The sequence below is a fragment of the Subtercola endophyticus genome, assembly GCF_021044565.1.
In the GTDB taxonomy this organism is placed as follows: domain Bacteria; phylum Actinomycetota; class Actinomycetes; order Actinomycetales; family Microbacteriaceae; genus Subtercola; species Subtercola endophyticus.
In genome coordinates, this window is sequence record NZ_CP087997.1 from 3,202,143 (window position 1) to 3,216,998 (window position 14,856).

A 14,856-nucleotide genomic window follows, 5' to 3' on the forward strand; every position below is an offset into this window, starting at 1 on the left:
GAGAAGCCGGGGGTCGAACAGATCAGGTGACGCGCTGCCCGTGCACGATGCGAGGGTCGAGCAGCGGATAGATGAGGTCGATCACGAGGTTGACGACCACGAACAAGGCGGCAGCCATCACGACGATGGCCTGCACCACCGGAATGTCTTGCGCCAGCACCGACTCCTGCGCCAGCTCGCCGATGCCGTTGCGAGTGAACACCGTCTCGGCGACCACCGCTTCGGTGAGTGTCGCCCCGAGCAGCAACCCGAGCAGGGTCAGCGCGGGCAGTGCCGCATTGCGGAAGGCGTGCTTCCACTGGATGACCGAACGTGACAGCCCCTTGGCCCGGGCCGTGACGACATACGGTTCGGCCAGCGCGTCTTCGAGGCTGCGGGTCAGCACCTGAGCGAGCAGGGCCGCCGTCGGAATCGCCATCATGATCGAGGGCAGCACCAGCGACTGCGGGCCCTTGTCGCCGGTAGCCGGAAACCAGCGCAGCTGAAAAGCGAACACCTGAATGAGCAGCAGGCCCACGAAGAACGGCGGCAGCGAGACGCCGATGGAGGGCAACCGAGAAAGAGCGACCTTCAGCCACTTGACGCGGGCGAACACCGCGAGGGATGCCGTACCCACGCCGAGCACGATGGCCAGTGCCACGGCAGAGGCGCCGAGTGCGAGCGTCGACGGCAGCCGTTGCGAGAGCAGCTGCGTCACCGGAACGTTCTTCGAAATGGACTCACCGAAGTTGCCCGTCACGAAATTGAACAGCTGCGTGAAGTACTGCACGTACACCGGCTGGTCGAGACCGTACTGGTGCTTGAGGCTGGCCAGCTGCTCGGGGCTGACCTGGGTCACGTCGACGTTCCCGGCCGCGAGCAGCAGCTGTACCGGATCGCTCGGCAGGAGGTAGAGCACGATGAAGGTCACCGTGTAAGCCGCCCACAGAACGAGCACCGCCTGCAATACGCGGCCGGAAACGTAACGTGCGTACATGATTTCTACTGCTCCAACCAGATGTCGTTCGCGCGGAGGAACGCCTCAGAGGTGAAGGCGAAGCCGTGCACCTTCGGCGAGACCGCCGAGACCTGGAGGCGCTCGTAGAGCGGGAAGGTCACACCCGCGGTGATGAGCGTCTTCTGCAGATCGGCGTAGGCGGCGGCACGCTGCGTGTCGTCGGTCGTCTGCAGTCCCTTGGCGAAGTCCGCGCTGATCGTCGCAGCGGTTGCCGCGTCTTGGCTGTTGACCGCGGTGGGGGCCTTGGTCAGGGCCTGGTCGAAGACAGAACCCAGCACGCTCGGATCGGCCCTCGTGTAGTACGTGCCCACCAGGTCGTAGTCGCCGGCGGCGGTCTTCTGCGTGTACTGAGCGGTGGTGACCACGTCGAGAGTGAGGTCGATACCGGCCTGCTTCAACTGGTCTTGCAGCAGCTGGTCGCCGGCTCCGCTCGTGGTGAGCGGTTCATCCAGTGTCAGCTTCTGACCGTTCTTGTAGCGGTACCCGTCGGGGCCGACGGCCCAGCCGGCCTGGTCGAGCAGTTTCTTCGCACCGTCGAGGTCGAAGGCCAGCAGGCTCGACTCGTCGGTGGCGAACGGCGTGGTCGACTCGACCGGGCTCTTCACCACGGGGTAGTCCGCCCAGAACACGGTGGAGGCGTAGGTCGGCCGATCGATGGCCTTCTGCAGCGCCTGGCGAACCAGCGGGTCGGAAAGCGGCTTGGTGCCGGTGATGTTCGAGGTCAGCACGTAGCTGATGCCGGGCAGCGCGCGGGTCTCGATGGTGTCGCCGGCCGCCTTTAGCACCTGCTGGTCGGCGTCGGAGATCGGCAGTCGCGGCCAGGCGATGTCGATCTGGCCGCTCGACAGCTCGCCGTTACGAACGCTGTCTTCCTTGATGTAGGTGACATCGATCGCGTCGAGGTAGGCGGCGCCCTCGTTCTTCACCAGGCTCGACGGCCACGCATAGTCGGCACGCTTCGTCAGGTGCGCGCTCGTTGCGGCGGTGTAGTTGTCGAGCGTGAACGCACCCGAGCCGATGATCGCCCCGGCGCAGCGCGCCTCGGGGGTCTCCTGGTAGGTCTTCGGGGCCAGGATCGCCAGCGTCGTCGTGGAGGTCGCCTGCAAGAAGGCCGCGTTCGGCGTCTTGAAGTTCACTTGCACGTGGGTCGGGTCGATCACCGTGGTCGAGTCGTAGCCGGCGAGGTAGCTGACGCCGAGCAGCGACTTGGCGCCGAGGGCGTAGGTCGCATCCAGGGCCGTCTTCACCGCGGTGGCGTCGAACTTCTCGCCGTCGCTGAATGTGACGCCGTCGCGCAGGGTGAAGGTGAACTGGGTGGCGTTGTCGTTCGTGGTCCAGCTGGTGGCCAGCCACGGCACGATCTTGCCGGTGTCGGGGTCTTGGTCGGTGAGCGAGTCGGCGATCTGGCGGTCGATGGAGCGCGACTCGATCCAGTACACCTGGTTCGGGTCGATGCAGCCCTGCTGGTCGTCCCAGAAGGCGAGCTTGAGGGTGCCGCCGGCCACCGGGGTCGCGGTGTCGCCGGTCGACGAGGCGTCAGACGACGACCCCGAGCATCCGGTCAGTGCGGTGAGGGCTGCGATCGTGACGACGCTGGCGGCGACCGCCCAGCGACGTTTCAGTCGGAGTGGATTAAACGACATGGTTCTGTGATTTTCCTTGCTGTGGAGTGGACAGGTGGTGCTGGTGAGCAGGCGTCGGCGCGGAGCGCGTCAGACGACCGGAGAAACGTACGAGGCGAGAACGCGCTTGCCGGCGATCAGCAGAGCGGCGTCGTCTTGCGGGGGGTGCACCCGCGAGCACAACACGTCGCGCAGGTGGCGCTCGAGCGGATTGTTGCGGGTGAGGCCCGGGTTGCCCAGGGCGCCGACCGCGGTCTGCACGGCAGTAATAGAGGAGCGGGTGATGATGAGCTTCGCGAGCAGCGAGCGCTGCAGGGCATCCTGATCGCCTTGGTCGATGCGCGATGCGAGGCCGTAGAGCACTTCTTCGGCCTGCACCAGCTGCGCCTCGATCTCGCCGGCGATCGACTGGATGCGCTCAGTCGTGGCGATCGGCCGCCCGAGCGAGCTCGGAACCCGCTCGTTGGTGAAGGTCGTGAAGAACTTCTGCGCGGCGCGGGCGACGCCGAGGTAGAGAGCGCTGATCGAGAGGCCGATGCCGCCGGATCCGCCCTTCTCGTTCGGCGCCTTCGACAGGGGCACACCACGGAAGTTCTCGAACGGAACCTCGACGTTCGTGTAGATGATGTCGTGCGTGCTCGTGGCGCGGAGGCCCAGGTGATCCCAGGTCTTCACGATCTCGATTCCCGGCGTGCCCGCGGGAACGATGACGTGGCCGATCAGCGGGTCTTCGTCATCGGTGGCGGCCCAGACCGCGTGATAGACGAGCCCCTCAGAGCCGGTGCCGAAGCCCTTGTGACCGTTGAGCAGCCAGCCGGTGTCGGTGCGCTCGACGCGTGTGGCGGGCAGGCCGCCGCGGGCCGGAGCGCCCAATTCGGGTTCGGCGCGGATGGCGTTGACCAGCGACGGGCGCTCGAGCGATTCGGCGACGAGCCGCTCATAGACGCCGGCGGGCCAGAGTCCGCGGTCGGCTTCGACGCCGCCGGTCGCCGCGGTCGACTGCGCCTGAAAGACGTGCTGAAAGACCGTCATCGCCGTCAGCAGGGCGACCGACGGGTCACCCTCGCCGAGCGCCTGAAAAACGCGGGCGAACTCGCTGCTCGACACGTTGCGGCCGCCGTAGACCTCGCCGATGCCGAGTCGTAGCAGCCCGGCATCGTGCACGACCTGGATTCCCGCCCAGGGAAAATCGCCGGTGCGGTCGTATTCGGCAGCGGTCTCGGCGAGTTTCGCGGTCACCGCGGCGAGGGCTGCGGGGCTGGTGTCGACGGGCGGCAAGAGTGTTTCTGCGCCGGTGCTCTGCTGGGCATCCGCCCGGCCGTCACCCGGCCGCGATTCGAGCAGGGTCATGACCGAACGCTCGCTTCTGCCAGCGCAACGCTGCCTTCGGCGAGACCGCCGAGGTGCTCGGCCTGCAGCGAGCCCTTCTGGCCCGTGCGTTCGCGGTGCGCGAGCTCTTCGCGCACCAGGGGGATGACGTAGCGGCCATAGTCGACCGCGTCGTTGAGGTTGTCGTAGCCGCGGATCGAGATGAGGTCGGCGCCGAGGTCGACGTAGTCGAGAATCGCCGCGGCCACCGTCTCGGGTGTGCCGACGAGAGCGGTCGAGGCGCCCTGAGCTCCCGTGGCCGTCGCGGTCGGAGTCCAGAGAGCGCGGTCGTGCAGGTCTCCGCCGGCCGCGATGTTCAGCAGGCGCTGCGAGCCGACGTTGGCCGGCGCGTTGCCCGTGGGCACCTGGCGCCAGAGCGAACCCTTACTGGTTCCGCCTGTGGCCCGCTCCTGCAGAATCGAGAGCGTGTTGTGCGCCTTCTCCCAGGCGAGCTCCTCGGTCGGCGCGATGATCGGACGGAACGTCACCCAGGTGCGCGGCGTATCGGTACGACCGGCGAGACGGGACTGCTCCGCGACGCGGTCGATCTGCTCCTGCGTCTCTTTCAGTGGCTCGCCCCAGAGCCCGAAGATGTCGCCGAGCGCTCCTCCGACCCGGTAGGCGTCAGCGGATGATCCGCCCACCGAGATCGGAATCGTACCGTTCACCGGCCGGACCACCGACACGAAATCCTCGAACGAGTAATACGTGCCCTTGTGGTCGAAGCGCTCGGTGTTGTTCCACACCTTGCGGAGAATCTGGATGTACTCCTCCTGCCGCGCGTACCGCTCGGTCTTGTTCAGGCGGTCACCCTCCCGCGCCTGCTCCGCGTCACTGCCGCCTGCGATGAAGTGCACCACGGCCCGGCCGTTGCTCAGCTGATCGAGCGTCGCCAACGCCTTCGCGGCCACCGTCGGGTAGATCGTGTTCGGGCGCAGAGCGATGATCGGCTTGATGCGCTCGGTGTACTGCGTGACCGCCGCGGCGATGGTGAACGGGTCGTGGCCCGGCGAACCGTAGGGCACCAGCGTGTAATCGAAGCCGCCGTCTTCGAGAATGCGCGAGTAACGCTTCAGGTAGACGGGGTCGAGCCGAAAGTCATTGACGCCATTGATCTCGTTGGCGGCGTTGACGTTGATGGCGCTGATGAATTCGACAGACATGGGTGTGCTTTCTGATGGGGGCCGGCGGGGCAGATGCCGAAAACGGCAGAGAGAACAAACGTGGCAACGAGCCGCGTCAGTGCGGGAGAGAGGTGAGGGTGATCAGGCGGCGAAGCTCGAGCGGAGCCTCAGGCTGCTGAACACAGACAGGAACATCGACACGCGACGCTCCCGCTCAGCATTCGTGCGCGCATCATCGACTCAGCCGCAACGGGCGAGGTTTCGAGAGCGATCACGGACATAACCCCAAAACTACTTCGCAGTCCCAAAGGGCGTCCAACTGTATTACCTAATGTGAATCGATCAGCCCCAGCGATGGTTCGCCGCCGCCGTCTCTCCATCGATCGTGCACTTGATCTTCCTCGCGCAGACGCTTATTCTCTTTCGGGGGGCAAAAACAACAAATAGTCGCTTTTGCCATGATTGGTTTCGGGGCTCTGTTAATGGCGTTAATGGCGCACGTTCGCTCTCTTGTCGTGACCGCACTGACGGATCTCACTGTCAGCATGGAAACAGCGTCACGAGGAAGAGTCCAAGCAACCACACCTCGATCACTTGGGATCTCGGGCAATGAGCATAGGTGCTGAATCTCCCGAGCTTGTTGGCATTGACCTCGAAGACAGCTCTGTACTGAACGTCGAGTCGTTCCCATCGAATGTATGGATCTCGTTCGACTTCGTGCTCACCGAGGAACATCCAAGTTACGCGCCGCCCGACACTGATTCCCAGTTCTGCTTTAGACGAGGCAGAATTGTGTTCCACGGCGTTACGCATTGCGATTGGTCGCGTCAGGGAGAGTTAGTACCAGCACGAGACGCCAACAATGAAATCGACTACGGCCATCTCGATGAGTTTTCAAATCAAGGTAAGCGGTACTCGGTTTCGGGCGAGTTCGGTGCAATGAAAATCGACGCTGATCGCTTTGAGGTCGAGCTTGAGTGATTTAGCGACTGATTCTGATAGGTCGAGTAAACCGTCTACGGTCTTCTGCCGCTTCTATGCGCGATTAGTTCAGCTGCCCGCGATACTCCGTCCGACGAAGCCCAAGAAATGGGTCTGATGGACAGAATTCTGTTCAGTTCGATACGGGCGGGACCAGGGTTATCTTCAACGAAGACAACCCTTGGCGTAGTGCCGCATACTACCCCGGTAAATGAGGTGCGCAATGGGTGACAACACGCTCGACAACGTCATGGTGAGCCTTTCCGATACGCGCGAGATCAGGTTATCGAAGCTCTTAAGTGCGTGGAGTCAGCATGTCGAGCGATTGCGAAATGAAGTCATGACAAGTAATTCGGATTCCTCTTGGACCCCGCACGACCTTGTTGCTGCGCTGATTTTACGAGATCGAGTCTCTGATGCGCTCAACGAATTTCCCCTTCTTTCTGACGCCGCCAACGCAGCCGGACTAACTGCGGCTGATCGGGTCTTCAAGGCGATCACGATTGAAGATCCCGATGAACTGGTGGTCAGCTTCGCTTCGAAACAACGTCCTGCTCAGTGGTGGTGGAGCCGCTTGCCAAAGAGCGGTTCGATAAGGGACGATCTCGTGGCATTCGGCAGGAATTTTACGTAGAACAGTGATGAGCCCTGCTGGATTTGAGGTATGAGCAGGGGTCCGGAATGGCAATGAGATCAGGTCACGTCCCGTTGTGTGGTGGAGTTTCTCGACACCGTGCGGGGATCAATTCATTGATTATGCGGCAGCGAGTTCTGGGATAACAACCACCTCCTCGACCTCGTTGAGTGTGGTGTCGAGTTCCTTCATTGAGGCTTCGGAAAAGTAGCGTCGCTCGCCGGCTTCCCATTCGTCGTGCTGCTCGACGAGGACAGATCCGGCGAGGCGGAGCATCGCTGCTGGGTTCGGGAACACGCCGACGACGTCGGTGCGGCGTTTGATTTCTTTGTTCACCCGTTCCAGCGGGTTCGTGGACCAGATCTGACGCCAATGCTTCGGCGGGAAGCTCGCGAACGCGAGCAGGTCCGGGCGGGCGTCGTTCAGCATCGTCGCGACTTTCGGGTGGGAGCGTTCCAGCATTTTCGTGACCTCGTCGAACTGGCCGTTCACGTGCTCTTTGTCGGGTTGGGCGAAGATCGTGCGAATGATCGAGCCAACCATCTCCTGCGATCCTTTCGGGATCACCGCGAGCACGTTGCGCATGAAATGCACCCGGCACCGCTGCCACGACGCACCCTGCACCGTCACGGTGATCGCCTTGATCAGGCCGGCGTGCGCGTCGGAGATCACGAGCCTCACGCCGTTCAGGCCGCGGGCTTTCAGGCCGCGGAGGAACTCGGTCCAGAATGCCTCGTTTTCGCTGTCACCGACGTCGAAACCGAGGACTTCACGGTGCCCGTCAGCGGCGACACCGACCGCGACAACGATCGCCTGTGACACGACCCGATGATTCACGCGTGCTTTGCAATAGGTTGCGTCGAGGAACACGTACGGGTACGCCTGCCCGGCAAGGTCGCGGTCCCGGAACGCAGCGACCTCGGCATCGAGGTCAGCGCAGATGCGTGACACCTCCGATTTCGATATCCCGGTGTCGGCGCCGAGCGCTTTGACGAGATCGTCGACCTTTCGGGTCGAGACGCCGTGCAGGTACGCCTCCATCACGACTGCGAACAGTGCCTGATCAACCCGTCGGCGGCGTTCCAGCAGCGACGGGAAGAACGTGCCCGCCCGCAGCTTTGGGATCTTCAGCTGCAGATCCCCAGCCGTTGTGCTCAGCAGGCGTTGCCGGACCCCGTTTCGTTGCGTGACCCGATCGGTACTGCGTTCGTAGGGTCCGGCGCCGATGAACGCGGCAGCTTCCGCGTCGATCAGCTCTTGGTACAGCGTTTCGGTCGCGACCCTGACCCGGTCGCTGACATCAGTGAGTTTCAGTTGGCCAAGCAGCTCGAGCAAGGCAGAATTATCCAGAGCCATCGTGCGTGAGTCCATTCCATGAGTAGCTTTAGTCGGTGCTCATCGACCATCGCACGATGGCTCACCACGTCGACAACACGACGCTCAGCTAGCCAAAAATTCCACCACCCACGGGGACGCAACCTGAGATCACCAACGCTGGACAGAATTCATCACCCTTCCTCAAGTGAAAGGTGAACATATGGACATGGGATTTTCGGCACTCGAGATTCGAGATGGTTCGCTGCTCTTTCTTGAAAAGTTCGAGACCACCGCTGGCGACGACCTGACCACTTTGATCGGTGACACCGATCGAAGTGTCTGGGCGGACGGAGGAACTACTGACCCCGCGGCTTGGTTCAACTGGATCAGATGCCTGTGGCTGATGAAGGGGATATCCAGCGTGTGGAAGGGCGGTCAGAAGGTAGAAGTGCAAACCGATACCGGAGATCTGGCCGTCTTAGAGTGGCTGCCGTGTAGGAATACCGACTGGCCGCCGGGATACGATGCGGTGGCTGTAGGGCGTCCGTTTACAGAGCTATCGGGATTTGAAATGTTTGTTTCCGCTTTGCGAGAATTTGACTCACGCGGAACCGCCGGAGGGATTAAGCAATTCCGGTCAAACCTTTCCGATTCGGGGTGGCCCTCGGTCCACTTGTAGATCGGGTTTGCGAAGGGAAGCGTAGCTCGCCCAGAACAGTGAGCGCGCCGGGGACAACCCGTTAGATGCGCAAACTTTTCACGGTTTACCACGCCTATTTCTACGAAACTGATGGTTGGGATACCAGGTAAATGACGGGCTCAAAGATAGCGATAGAGCAATGGTCTTCGGTAGAGGATCGCCCCTATGAGAACCTCTTGCCTATAGTTTCTGCGCTTGTGGGGAAGGGCAATGAGGTCATTGGGCAAGATTTCGTTCTGAACAAAAGTGGCTGGATCTGTCAGCTCAAGCGTGAAGTAGACACCGAATTCGTAAGAAGAACGTTTGCCCTTCCACCAAACATCGAGGTCGGGCCATACGACGCAATCTTGGATCGATTTTCATGGTCAGTGATTCAAGGTCCGAGGGCACTTGAACTCATGCGAATACGATGACCACCGATTTTCGGGATGCTTCAGGCAACGCCCGGGATCACCGAATGTTGAATCGGAATCTAAACCACCCACATTGAGCCGGCGTCTTCGACCGCAGCGGAACGCATCCGTTCCTAAGACCCACGAAGGCGACGCTTTCGTATCCTTTGAGATATCTCGGGGCGGCTCCCTGGCAGCGAACACCTGGGGTGGCTACAAAGTAGATATCGACATCCAAACTGGAGAGGTTAGGGGCTCCACGTTTGTCAAGTAGCCAGCAATGCTCGACGGCCCAAGAAGGCCAATAAGGTGGAAAGAGGGGCTCTGGCCCGTCATGGGTCGAAATGTTACGGGCCACGACTTGTGAACTGGCCTCGCAGACGGTTACTGTCGGGGGGATCGCAGCACGACGCGAAGCCTTGCGCCCGGGTGAAGAACACCGGGCACGCGCTGCGGCTCCCTGAACAACAATTCAGCGGGCCGCTTTGGCTCGCCCGAACAGAATCGGTCTGTCGTGCATCTAGCATTCTCACTTGAGAGCACTCGTTTCGACGAGAACTATCGCCCCCGCAGCGATACGCGCATTACGACGAACTTCGCCAACCTCGCCCGGGGCGAGAATCGTGAACAGAACCTGCGCAGCGCGCTGACGATGATCGACAACCGGATGAACGATCTCGCCTCGTCGGAGAACGAAAGCGGCGATCGATACTCGCTCGAACTCGACATTATCTCTGTGAGCGTCGAATTCGATGGCAGTCTCGACGCGCTGCCGCTGATCGAGGTACTGCAGACGACGATCGTGGACCACCGATCCGGCGAACGTGTGCCGGGCATCGTGGGCAACAATTTCTCGTCGTACGTGCGGGACTACGACTTCAGCGTTTTGCTCCCCGAGTACACGAGTCAATTCGGGCCCGGCCTCCCCGACGACTTCGGAGACCTGCACGGAAACCTGTTCAAGAGCTTCGTGCGCTCCGACTGCTACGCGCAGCATTTCGCCAAGCCGCCCGTCATCTGCCTGAGTGTCTCCACCAGCAAGACATACCACCGCACCGAGAACCAGCACCCGATTCTGGGCGTCGAGTATCGGCAGAGCGAGTACTCCCAGACAGACGCGTACTTTGCGAAGATGGGATTGCAGGTGCGCTTCTTCATGCCGCCGAACAGCGTGGCGCCTTTGGCGTTCTACCACCTCGGCGATCTGCTCGGCGACTACACCGACCTCGAGCTGGCCTCCACGATCAGCACGATGGAGACATTTCAGAAGATCTACAGGCCAGAGATTTACAACGCGAACTCCGCGGCAGGGGAGTCGTATCGGCCGAGCCTTCACAATCCGGATTTTTCGGCGATGCCGATCGACTACGACCGGGAAGAGCGCAGCCGACTGGGGCTCGAGCAGGGCAGGTTCGCCGACGAGCACTTCATCACGCCGCACAAGGCAGCCCTCGAACAATGGTCGACTGACTTCGCGCTGCATTATCTCGATCTGCAAGGAGAACGGCTGTGAACAAGCTTCTTCCCACCTCAACGGCCGGCAGCCTGCCCAAGCCCTCGTGGCTCGCGCAGCCCGAGACTCTCTGGTCACCCTGGGAGCTGCACGATGAGCAGTTGGCCGAGGGCAAGAAGGATGCCCTGCGGCTCTCTTTGGCAGACCAGCGCGAGGCCGGCATCGACATTGTGAGCGACGGCGAACAGACCCGCCAGCACTTCGTCACCACCTTCATCGAGCACCTCGGCGGAGTGGATTTCGAGAGACGTGAGACGGTCAGAATCCGCAATCGTTATGACGCCTCCGTGCCGACGGTGGTCGGCGCTGTGACCCGCGAGCGGCCGGTCTTCGTCGACGATGCTCGGTTTCTTCGCGAGCACACCGACCAGCCCATCAAGTGGGCCCTCCCCGGTCCGATGACCATGATCGACACCCTCTACGACGCTCATTACCGCAGTCGCGAGAAGCTGGCCTGGGAATTCGCCGCCATCCTCAATGAGGAGGCCAAAGAGTTGCAGGCCGCTGGCGTCGACATCATCCAGTTCGACGAGCCCTCCTTCAATGTCTTCTTCGACGAAGTGAACGACTGGGGCGTCGCCACTCTGGAGAGGGCCATCGAAGGGCTCACCTGCGAGACAGCCGTGCACGTCTGCTACGGCTATGGCATCAAGGCGAATACGGATTGGAAGCAGACTCTGGGCCAAGAGTGGCGTCAATACGAAAAGATCTTCCCCAAGATTCAGGCGTCGGGTATCGACATCGTCTCGCTCGAGTGCCAGCACTCGCACGTGCCGATGGACCTCATCGAGCTCATCCGGGGCAAGAAGGTGATGGTCGGGGCTATCGACGTGGCGACCACCACCATCGAGACGCCCGAAGAGGTGGCCGATACTCTGCGTGAGTCACTTCAGTTCGTCGACGCCGACAAGCTCTACCCCTCCACCAATTGCGGAATGGCACCCCTGCCCCGGGGCGTCGCGCGAGCCAAGCTCACGGCGCTCGGAGCAGGGGCAGAGATCGTTCGAAACGAGCTCTCCGCTTAGGCGCCGGTGGCGACGGGTCGGTCTGGGGTGTTCGACCAGGCCGACCACGAGCCGGGGAACAGGGCGGGCTTGAAGCCCGCGAGAGTCAGAGCCACCGCGTCGGCCGCTGCCGTGACACCCGAGCCGCAGTAGACGCCCACCGGGGCATCCGGTCGCACGCCCGCCGCCACGAACTGCGCACGCAGCTCGTCGGCCGGTAAGAAGTGCCCGTTCGCGTCGACATTCGCGGTCGCCGGCGCATTGAAAGCCCCGGGAATGTGGCCGGCCCGCGGGTCGATCGGCTCGACGTCGCCGCGGAATCGCTCCGGGGCGCGGGCGTCGAGCAGCACGCCCACCTCGGGGAAGGCCGCGGCCTCGTCGATGGTGAGCGTCGGCAGCGAGCCGTACTCGAGTGTCACGTTTCCGGGCGTGACGTTCGACTCGCCCGACTCGAGCTCGTAGCCCGCGCCGGTCCAGGCGCGCAGCGAGCCGTCGAGCAGCTTCACATCGGCGATGCCGGCGTTGGTCAGCAGCCACCAAGCCCGGGCTGACGAGAGGTTCTTGAGGTCGTCGTAGACCACGACCGTGTCGCCGTCGTTGATGCCCCAGCTGCGGGCGGCAGCCTGCAGGTCGGCGATCTCGGGCACCGGATGCCGGCCCTCGGCCGGTTCGCCGTGCCGGGCGAGCTCGGTGTCGAGATCGACATATACCGCTGTGGGAATGTGCCCTTCGAGGTAGAGCGGATGCCCGGCGGGGCCGCCAAGGCGCCAGCGAACGTCGAGCACCCGAACGGGTGCGCCCGAGTCGATCAGCGACTTCAGTTCTTCGGCGGTGGTGAGAATCGACATGGTGCTCCTTCTATACAGGTTCGATGGGAGAGGGGTAGACAGCGAACGGGTGATCAGAACGACGACGGATGAATAGAGACCAGGGGCGGCGGCGCCACCGTGTGCGTGGCGAAGAACTCTTCGAGGGCCACCAGCGCCACCTGCTCGATCTCCACGTCGAGCCCGCGCCGCGTTGCGAGCCGCAGCGTCATCATCCCCAGCGACGGCAGGTCACGCCGAACGATGAGCCCGTCAGGTGGATGCCCGGCGTTCGGCATCGCGGCAACGCCGAGCCCCGCACGGGCCGCCGCGATGACGCCCTCCAGACTCGTCGACTCGGCGACCACGGTAACGGTGCGCCCGTGTGCCGTCAGCACCTCGAGCGCGCGCTGGCGCATTCCGCAGGGCGCGACGTAGGCGACGAGTGGCCACTCGTCGGAATCGGTCGGCGGCGACCATCCGGGGGCCGAGTACCAGTCGAGCGGCAGAGTGCCCACCGGGCTGCCGGGAGCATCGGGAGACAGGCCGAGCACGATCGCCAGGTCGATGGCGCCGCGAGCCACCGCGTCTTCCATCTGCGTCGAGCGATCGATCAGAAACTGCACCTTTCTGTCGGGAAAGGCGTCGCGCATCGTCTCGAGCAGCTGCGGCAGAATCTGGTCTGCGGCCGTCTCGGTCGAACCGATCACGATGGTGCGCTCGTGCGACACATCGAGACTGAGCAACGCATCGTCGTGCACGGTGAGAATCCGCCGGGCCTGCACCAGCAGCCGATCGCCCGCGGCGGTGAATGCCGCCTGACGCCCGGCCTTCTCAACGAGAGTCTGGCCGAGCTTGCGCTCGAGCAGCCGCACATGCTGGCTCACCGTGGGCTGGCTGAGGTGCAGCGCCGAGGCCGCGCGGCCGAATCCGCCGCAATCCGCGATCGCGACGAAGGTGCGCAGCTGCACGATGTCGAGGCTGTCGGCCACTAGACGCACATCCTAGAAGTCCTGAAGATTGGCGCGCAGGCCGCCACCGCCGAAGGAGTCACGCAGGATGCCACGGCCTCGCAGTTCGGGAACGACCTCGTCGAGCATCCGGTGCAGGGTGACGGGGTGCAAGTCGCCGTTGATGATGAAGCCGTCGTTGTCGGCGGTCTCGCCGAGCCCCTCCACGAAGTCGGCGAACTGGGCGGCGGTGCCGACGAAGCCCGAGCCGTCGGAGAGCCTGCCTTTTCGGGCCTTGCGAGTGGCGATCTGCCGCAGCGTGTCGTTCTCGAGATCGCCGCCGCGACCCACCAGGTTGTTGATGGTGCCCTGCGACACGTGCGGGGCGAAGACGCCCGGGCCGAGGGGGCGGTCGAGGTCGAGCACCGTCAGGTCGGTCTCGAGATCGCTCGACTGCGCCGCCAGCACGCTGACGAGCACCTCGTCAGACGGATGCTCGGACTCGAGCACCAGCCGGTCGACTTCTGCGTCGCTGTCGACGATCTCCGGCTTGATCACGAACAGAATCTTGATGTCTGACGGTCGCCGACCGTGCGCCACCGCCGAGTCGTGGATCTTCTGGCGATAGGCCCGCACGCTCTCGGTGTCGAGCGACGCGAGCGCCAGTTGCACATCGCTCTGGTGTCCGGCGAACGCCAGCCCGCGGCCCGATCCGCCGGGCGAGACCACCACCGGGTCGCCGACACCCTCGTCGAAGGGCAGCGCGTTGAGCGGGCCGTCCAGGGTGAAGTACTCGCCCTCGTGGTGAAAGGCGTCGAGCTTCGAGGCGTCGGCGAACTGGCCGGTGGCCTGGTCGCCGAGGTAGGCGCCCTCGCCCCAGCTGTGCCAGAGCCGGCGGATGACGCTCAACCACTCTTCGGCACGATCGTACGCCGCGTCGTGGCCGAGCTCGTCGAGGCCGAAGTGTCGTGCGCTCTTCACATCGGTGACGACGTTGACGCCGAAGCGGTTCGAGCTCAGGTGCGCAAGCGTGGCGAACTGCCGCGCTGCGACGTACGGCGGGTAGGCGCCGGCGTTCACGGTCGGTGCGACACCGAGGTGGGATGTCGCGGCGAACAGGTAGGGCGCGAGCAGCAACGGGTCGTGCTTGGGGCCGCCATAGGCCGAGTTGACGCGCAGATTCAGCGTTTCGGGCGAGCCGAGCGAAAGCGCGTCTTCGATGATGAGCAGATCGAACCCCGCCTGCTCGAGCTCACGCGCGGACTGCTGGTAGATGTCGGGGCGCTGCCAGGCGTAGTTCCAGCGGTAGTCGGCGCGCCCCCACGCTTGTGGTCCGAAGCCACGACCGAAGAACCAGCCGAAGTGTTGCAGGTGTGCCATGCATCTCAGTCTGTTCGACTCTGGGCTGCACTCGCGCCAATGTTTCGTTGTGTGAATTCGCGACTGGG

At 63.3% G+C, this 14,856-nt stretch carries 13 protein-coding genes; 5 read left to right on the top strand and 8 right to left on the bottom strand.

Annotation, left to right across the window (positions count from 1 at the left end; all coding sequences use genetic code 11):
• Positions 1-22 precede the first annotated feature (22 nt).
• The 4 genes from LQ955_RS14850 to LQ955_RS14865 all read right to left on the bottom strand — a co-directional run bounded on the left by LQ955_RS14850 (position 23) and on the right by LQ955_RS14865 (position 5,150).
• Entirely contained in the window at positions 23-976 is a 954-nt protein-coding gene (locus tag LQ955_RS14850; RefSeq protein WP_231025277.1) for an ABC transporter permease, read from the bottom strand.
• A 5-nt stretch (positions 977-981) separates the two neighbouring features.
• Complete coding sequence (locus tag LQ955_RS14855) at positions 982-2,640, bottom strand: ABC transporter substrate-binding protein (RefSeq protein ID WP_231025278.1); 1,659 nt, start codon at positions 2,638-2,640, stop codon at positions 982-984.
• A 69-nt stretch (positions 2,641-2,709) separates the two neighbouring features.
• Positions 2,710-3,969 (bottom strand): acyl-CoA dehydrogenase family protein, encoded by a 1,260-nt coding sequence (locus LQ955_RS14860; protein WP_231025279.1) that lies wholly within the window; start codon positions 3,967-3,969, stop codon positions 2,710-2,712.
• Positions 3,966-5,150: an LLM class flavin-dependent oxidoreductase gene (locus tag LQ955_RS14865; RefSeq protein ID WP_231025280.1), complete on the bottom strand. Its 1,185-nt coding sequence runs from the start codon at positions 5,148-5,150 to the stop codon at positions 3,966-3,968. Before LQ955_RS14865 ends, LQ955_RS14860 begins: the two co-directional genes overlap by 4 nt.
• 570 nt (positions 5,151-5,720) lie before the next feature.
• Between LQ955_RS14865 and LQ955_RS14870 the strand changes: the two genes are divergently transcribed.
• Positions 5,721-6,092 (top strand): hypothetical protein, encoded by a 372-nt coding sequence (locus LQ955_RS14870; RefSeq protein WP_231025281.1) that lies wholly within the window; start codon positions 5,721-5,723, stop codon positions 6,090-6,092.
• A 223-nt stretch (positions 6,093-6,315) separates the two neighbouring features.
• Positions 6,316-6,726 (top strand): hypothetical protein, encoded by a 411-nt coding sequence (locus tag LQ955_RS14875; RefSeq protein ID WP_231025282.1) that lies wholly within the window; start codon positions 6,316-6,318, stop codon positions 6,724-6,726.
• A gap of 120 nt (positions 6,727-6,846) precedes the next feature.
• Here LQ955_RS14875 and LQ955_RS14880 read toward each other — a convergent pair whose 3' ends face one another.
• On the bottom strand, positions 6,847-8,082 hold the full coding sequence (locus LQ955_RS14880; protein ID WP_231028163.1) for an IS256 family transposase: 1,236 nt from the start codon (positions 8,080-8,082) through the stop codon (positions 6,847-6,849).
• A 181-nt stretch (positions 8,083-8,263) separates the two neighbouring features.
• On the opposite strand from LQ955_RS14880, the gene LQ955_RS14885 reads away from it, so the two are divergent.
• The 3 genes from LQ955_RS14885 to LQ955_RS14895 all read left to right on the top strand — a co-directional run bounded on the left by LQ955_RS14885 (position 8,264) and on the right by LQ955_RS14895 (position 11,673).
• Complete coding sequence (locus LQ955_RS14885) at positions 8,264-8,722, top strand: hypothetical protein (protein WP_231025283.1); 459 nt, start codon at positions 8,264-8,266, stop codon at positions 8,720-8,722.
• Between the two features lie 927 nt (positions 8,723-9,649).
• On the top strand, positions 9,650-10,648 hold the full coding sequence (locus LQ955_RS14890) for a putative oxygenase MesX (protein WP_231025284.1): 999 nt from the start codon (positions 9,650-9,652) through the stop codon (positions 10,646-10,648).
• Positions 10,645-11,673: a methionine synthase gene (locus LQ955_RS14895; RefSeq protein ID WP_231025285.1), complete on the top strand. Its 1,029-nt coding sequence runs from the start codon at positions 10,645-10,647 to the stop codon at positions 11,671-11,673. The genes LQ955_RS14890 and LQ955_RS14895 overlap by 4 nt, the downstream gene beginning before the upstream one ends.
• Here the strand turns inward: LQ955_RS14895 and LQ955_RS14900 are convergent.
• From LQ955_RS14900 to LQ955_RS14910, 3 genes are read right to left on the bottom strand one after another with little or no spacing between them, the layout of a single operon-like run.
• Entirely contained in the window at positions 11,670-12,500 is an 831-nt protein-coding gene (locus LQ955_RS14900; protein ID WP_231025286.1) for a sulfurtransferase, read from the bottom strand. The genes LQ955_RS14895 and LQ955_RS14900 overlap by 4 nt on opposite strands.
• A 53-nt stretch (positions 12,501-12,553) precedes the next feature.
• Positions 12,554-13,450 carry a LysR family transcriptional regulator gene (locus tag LQ955_RS14905; protein WP_231025287.1) on the bottom strand — a complete coding sequence of 299 codons (897 nt, stop codon included), beginning with the start codon at positions 13,448-13,450 and terminating at the stop codon, positions 12,554-12,556.
• Between the two features lie 12 nt (positions 13,451-13,462).
• Positions 13,463-14,788 carry an LLM class flavin-dependent oxidoreductase gene (locus tag LQ955_RS14910; protein WP_231025288.1) on the bottom strand — a complete coding sequence of 442 codons (1,326 nt, stop codon included), beginning with the start codon at positions 14,786-14,788 and terminating at the stop codon, positions 13,463-13,465.
• Between the last annotated feature and the right edge of the window lie 68 nt (positions 14,789-14,856).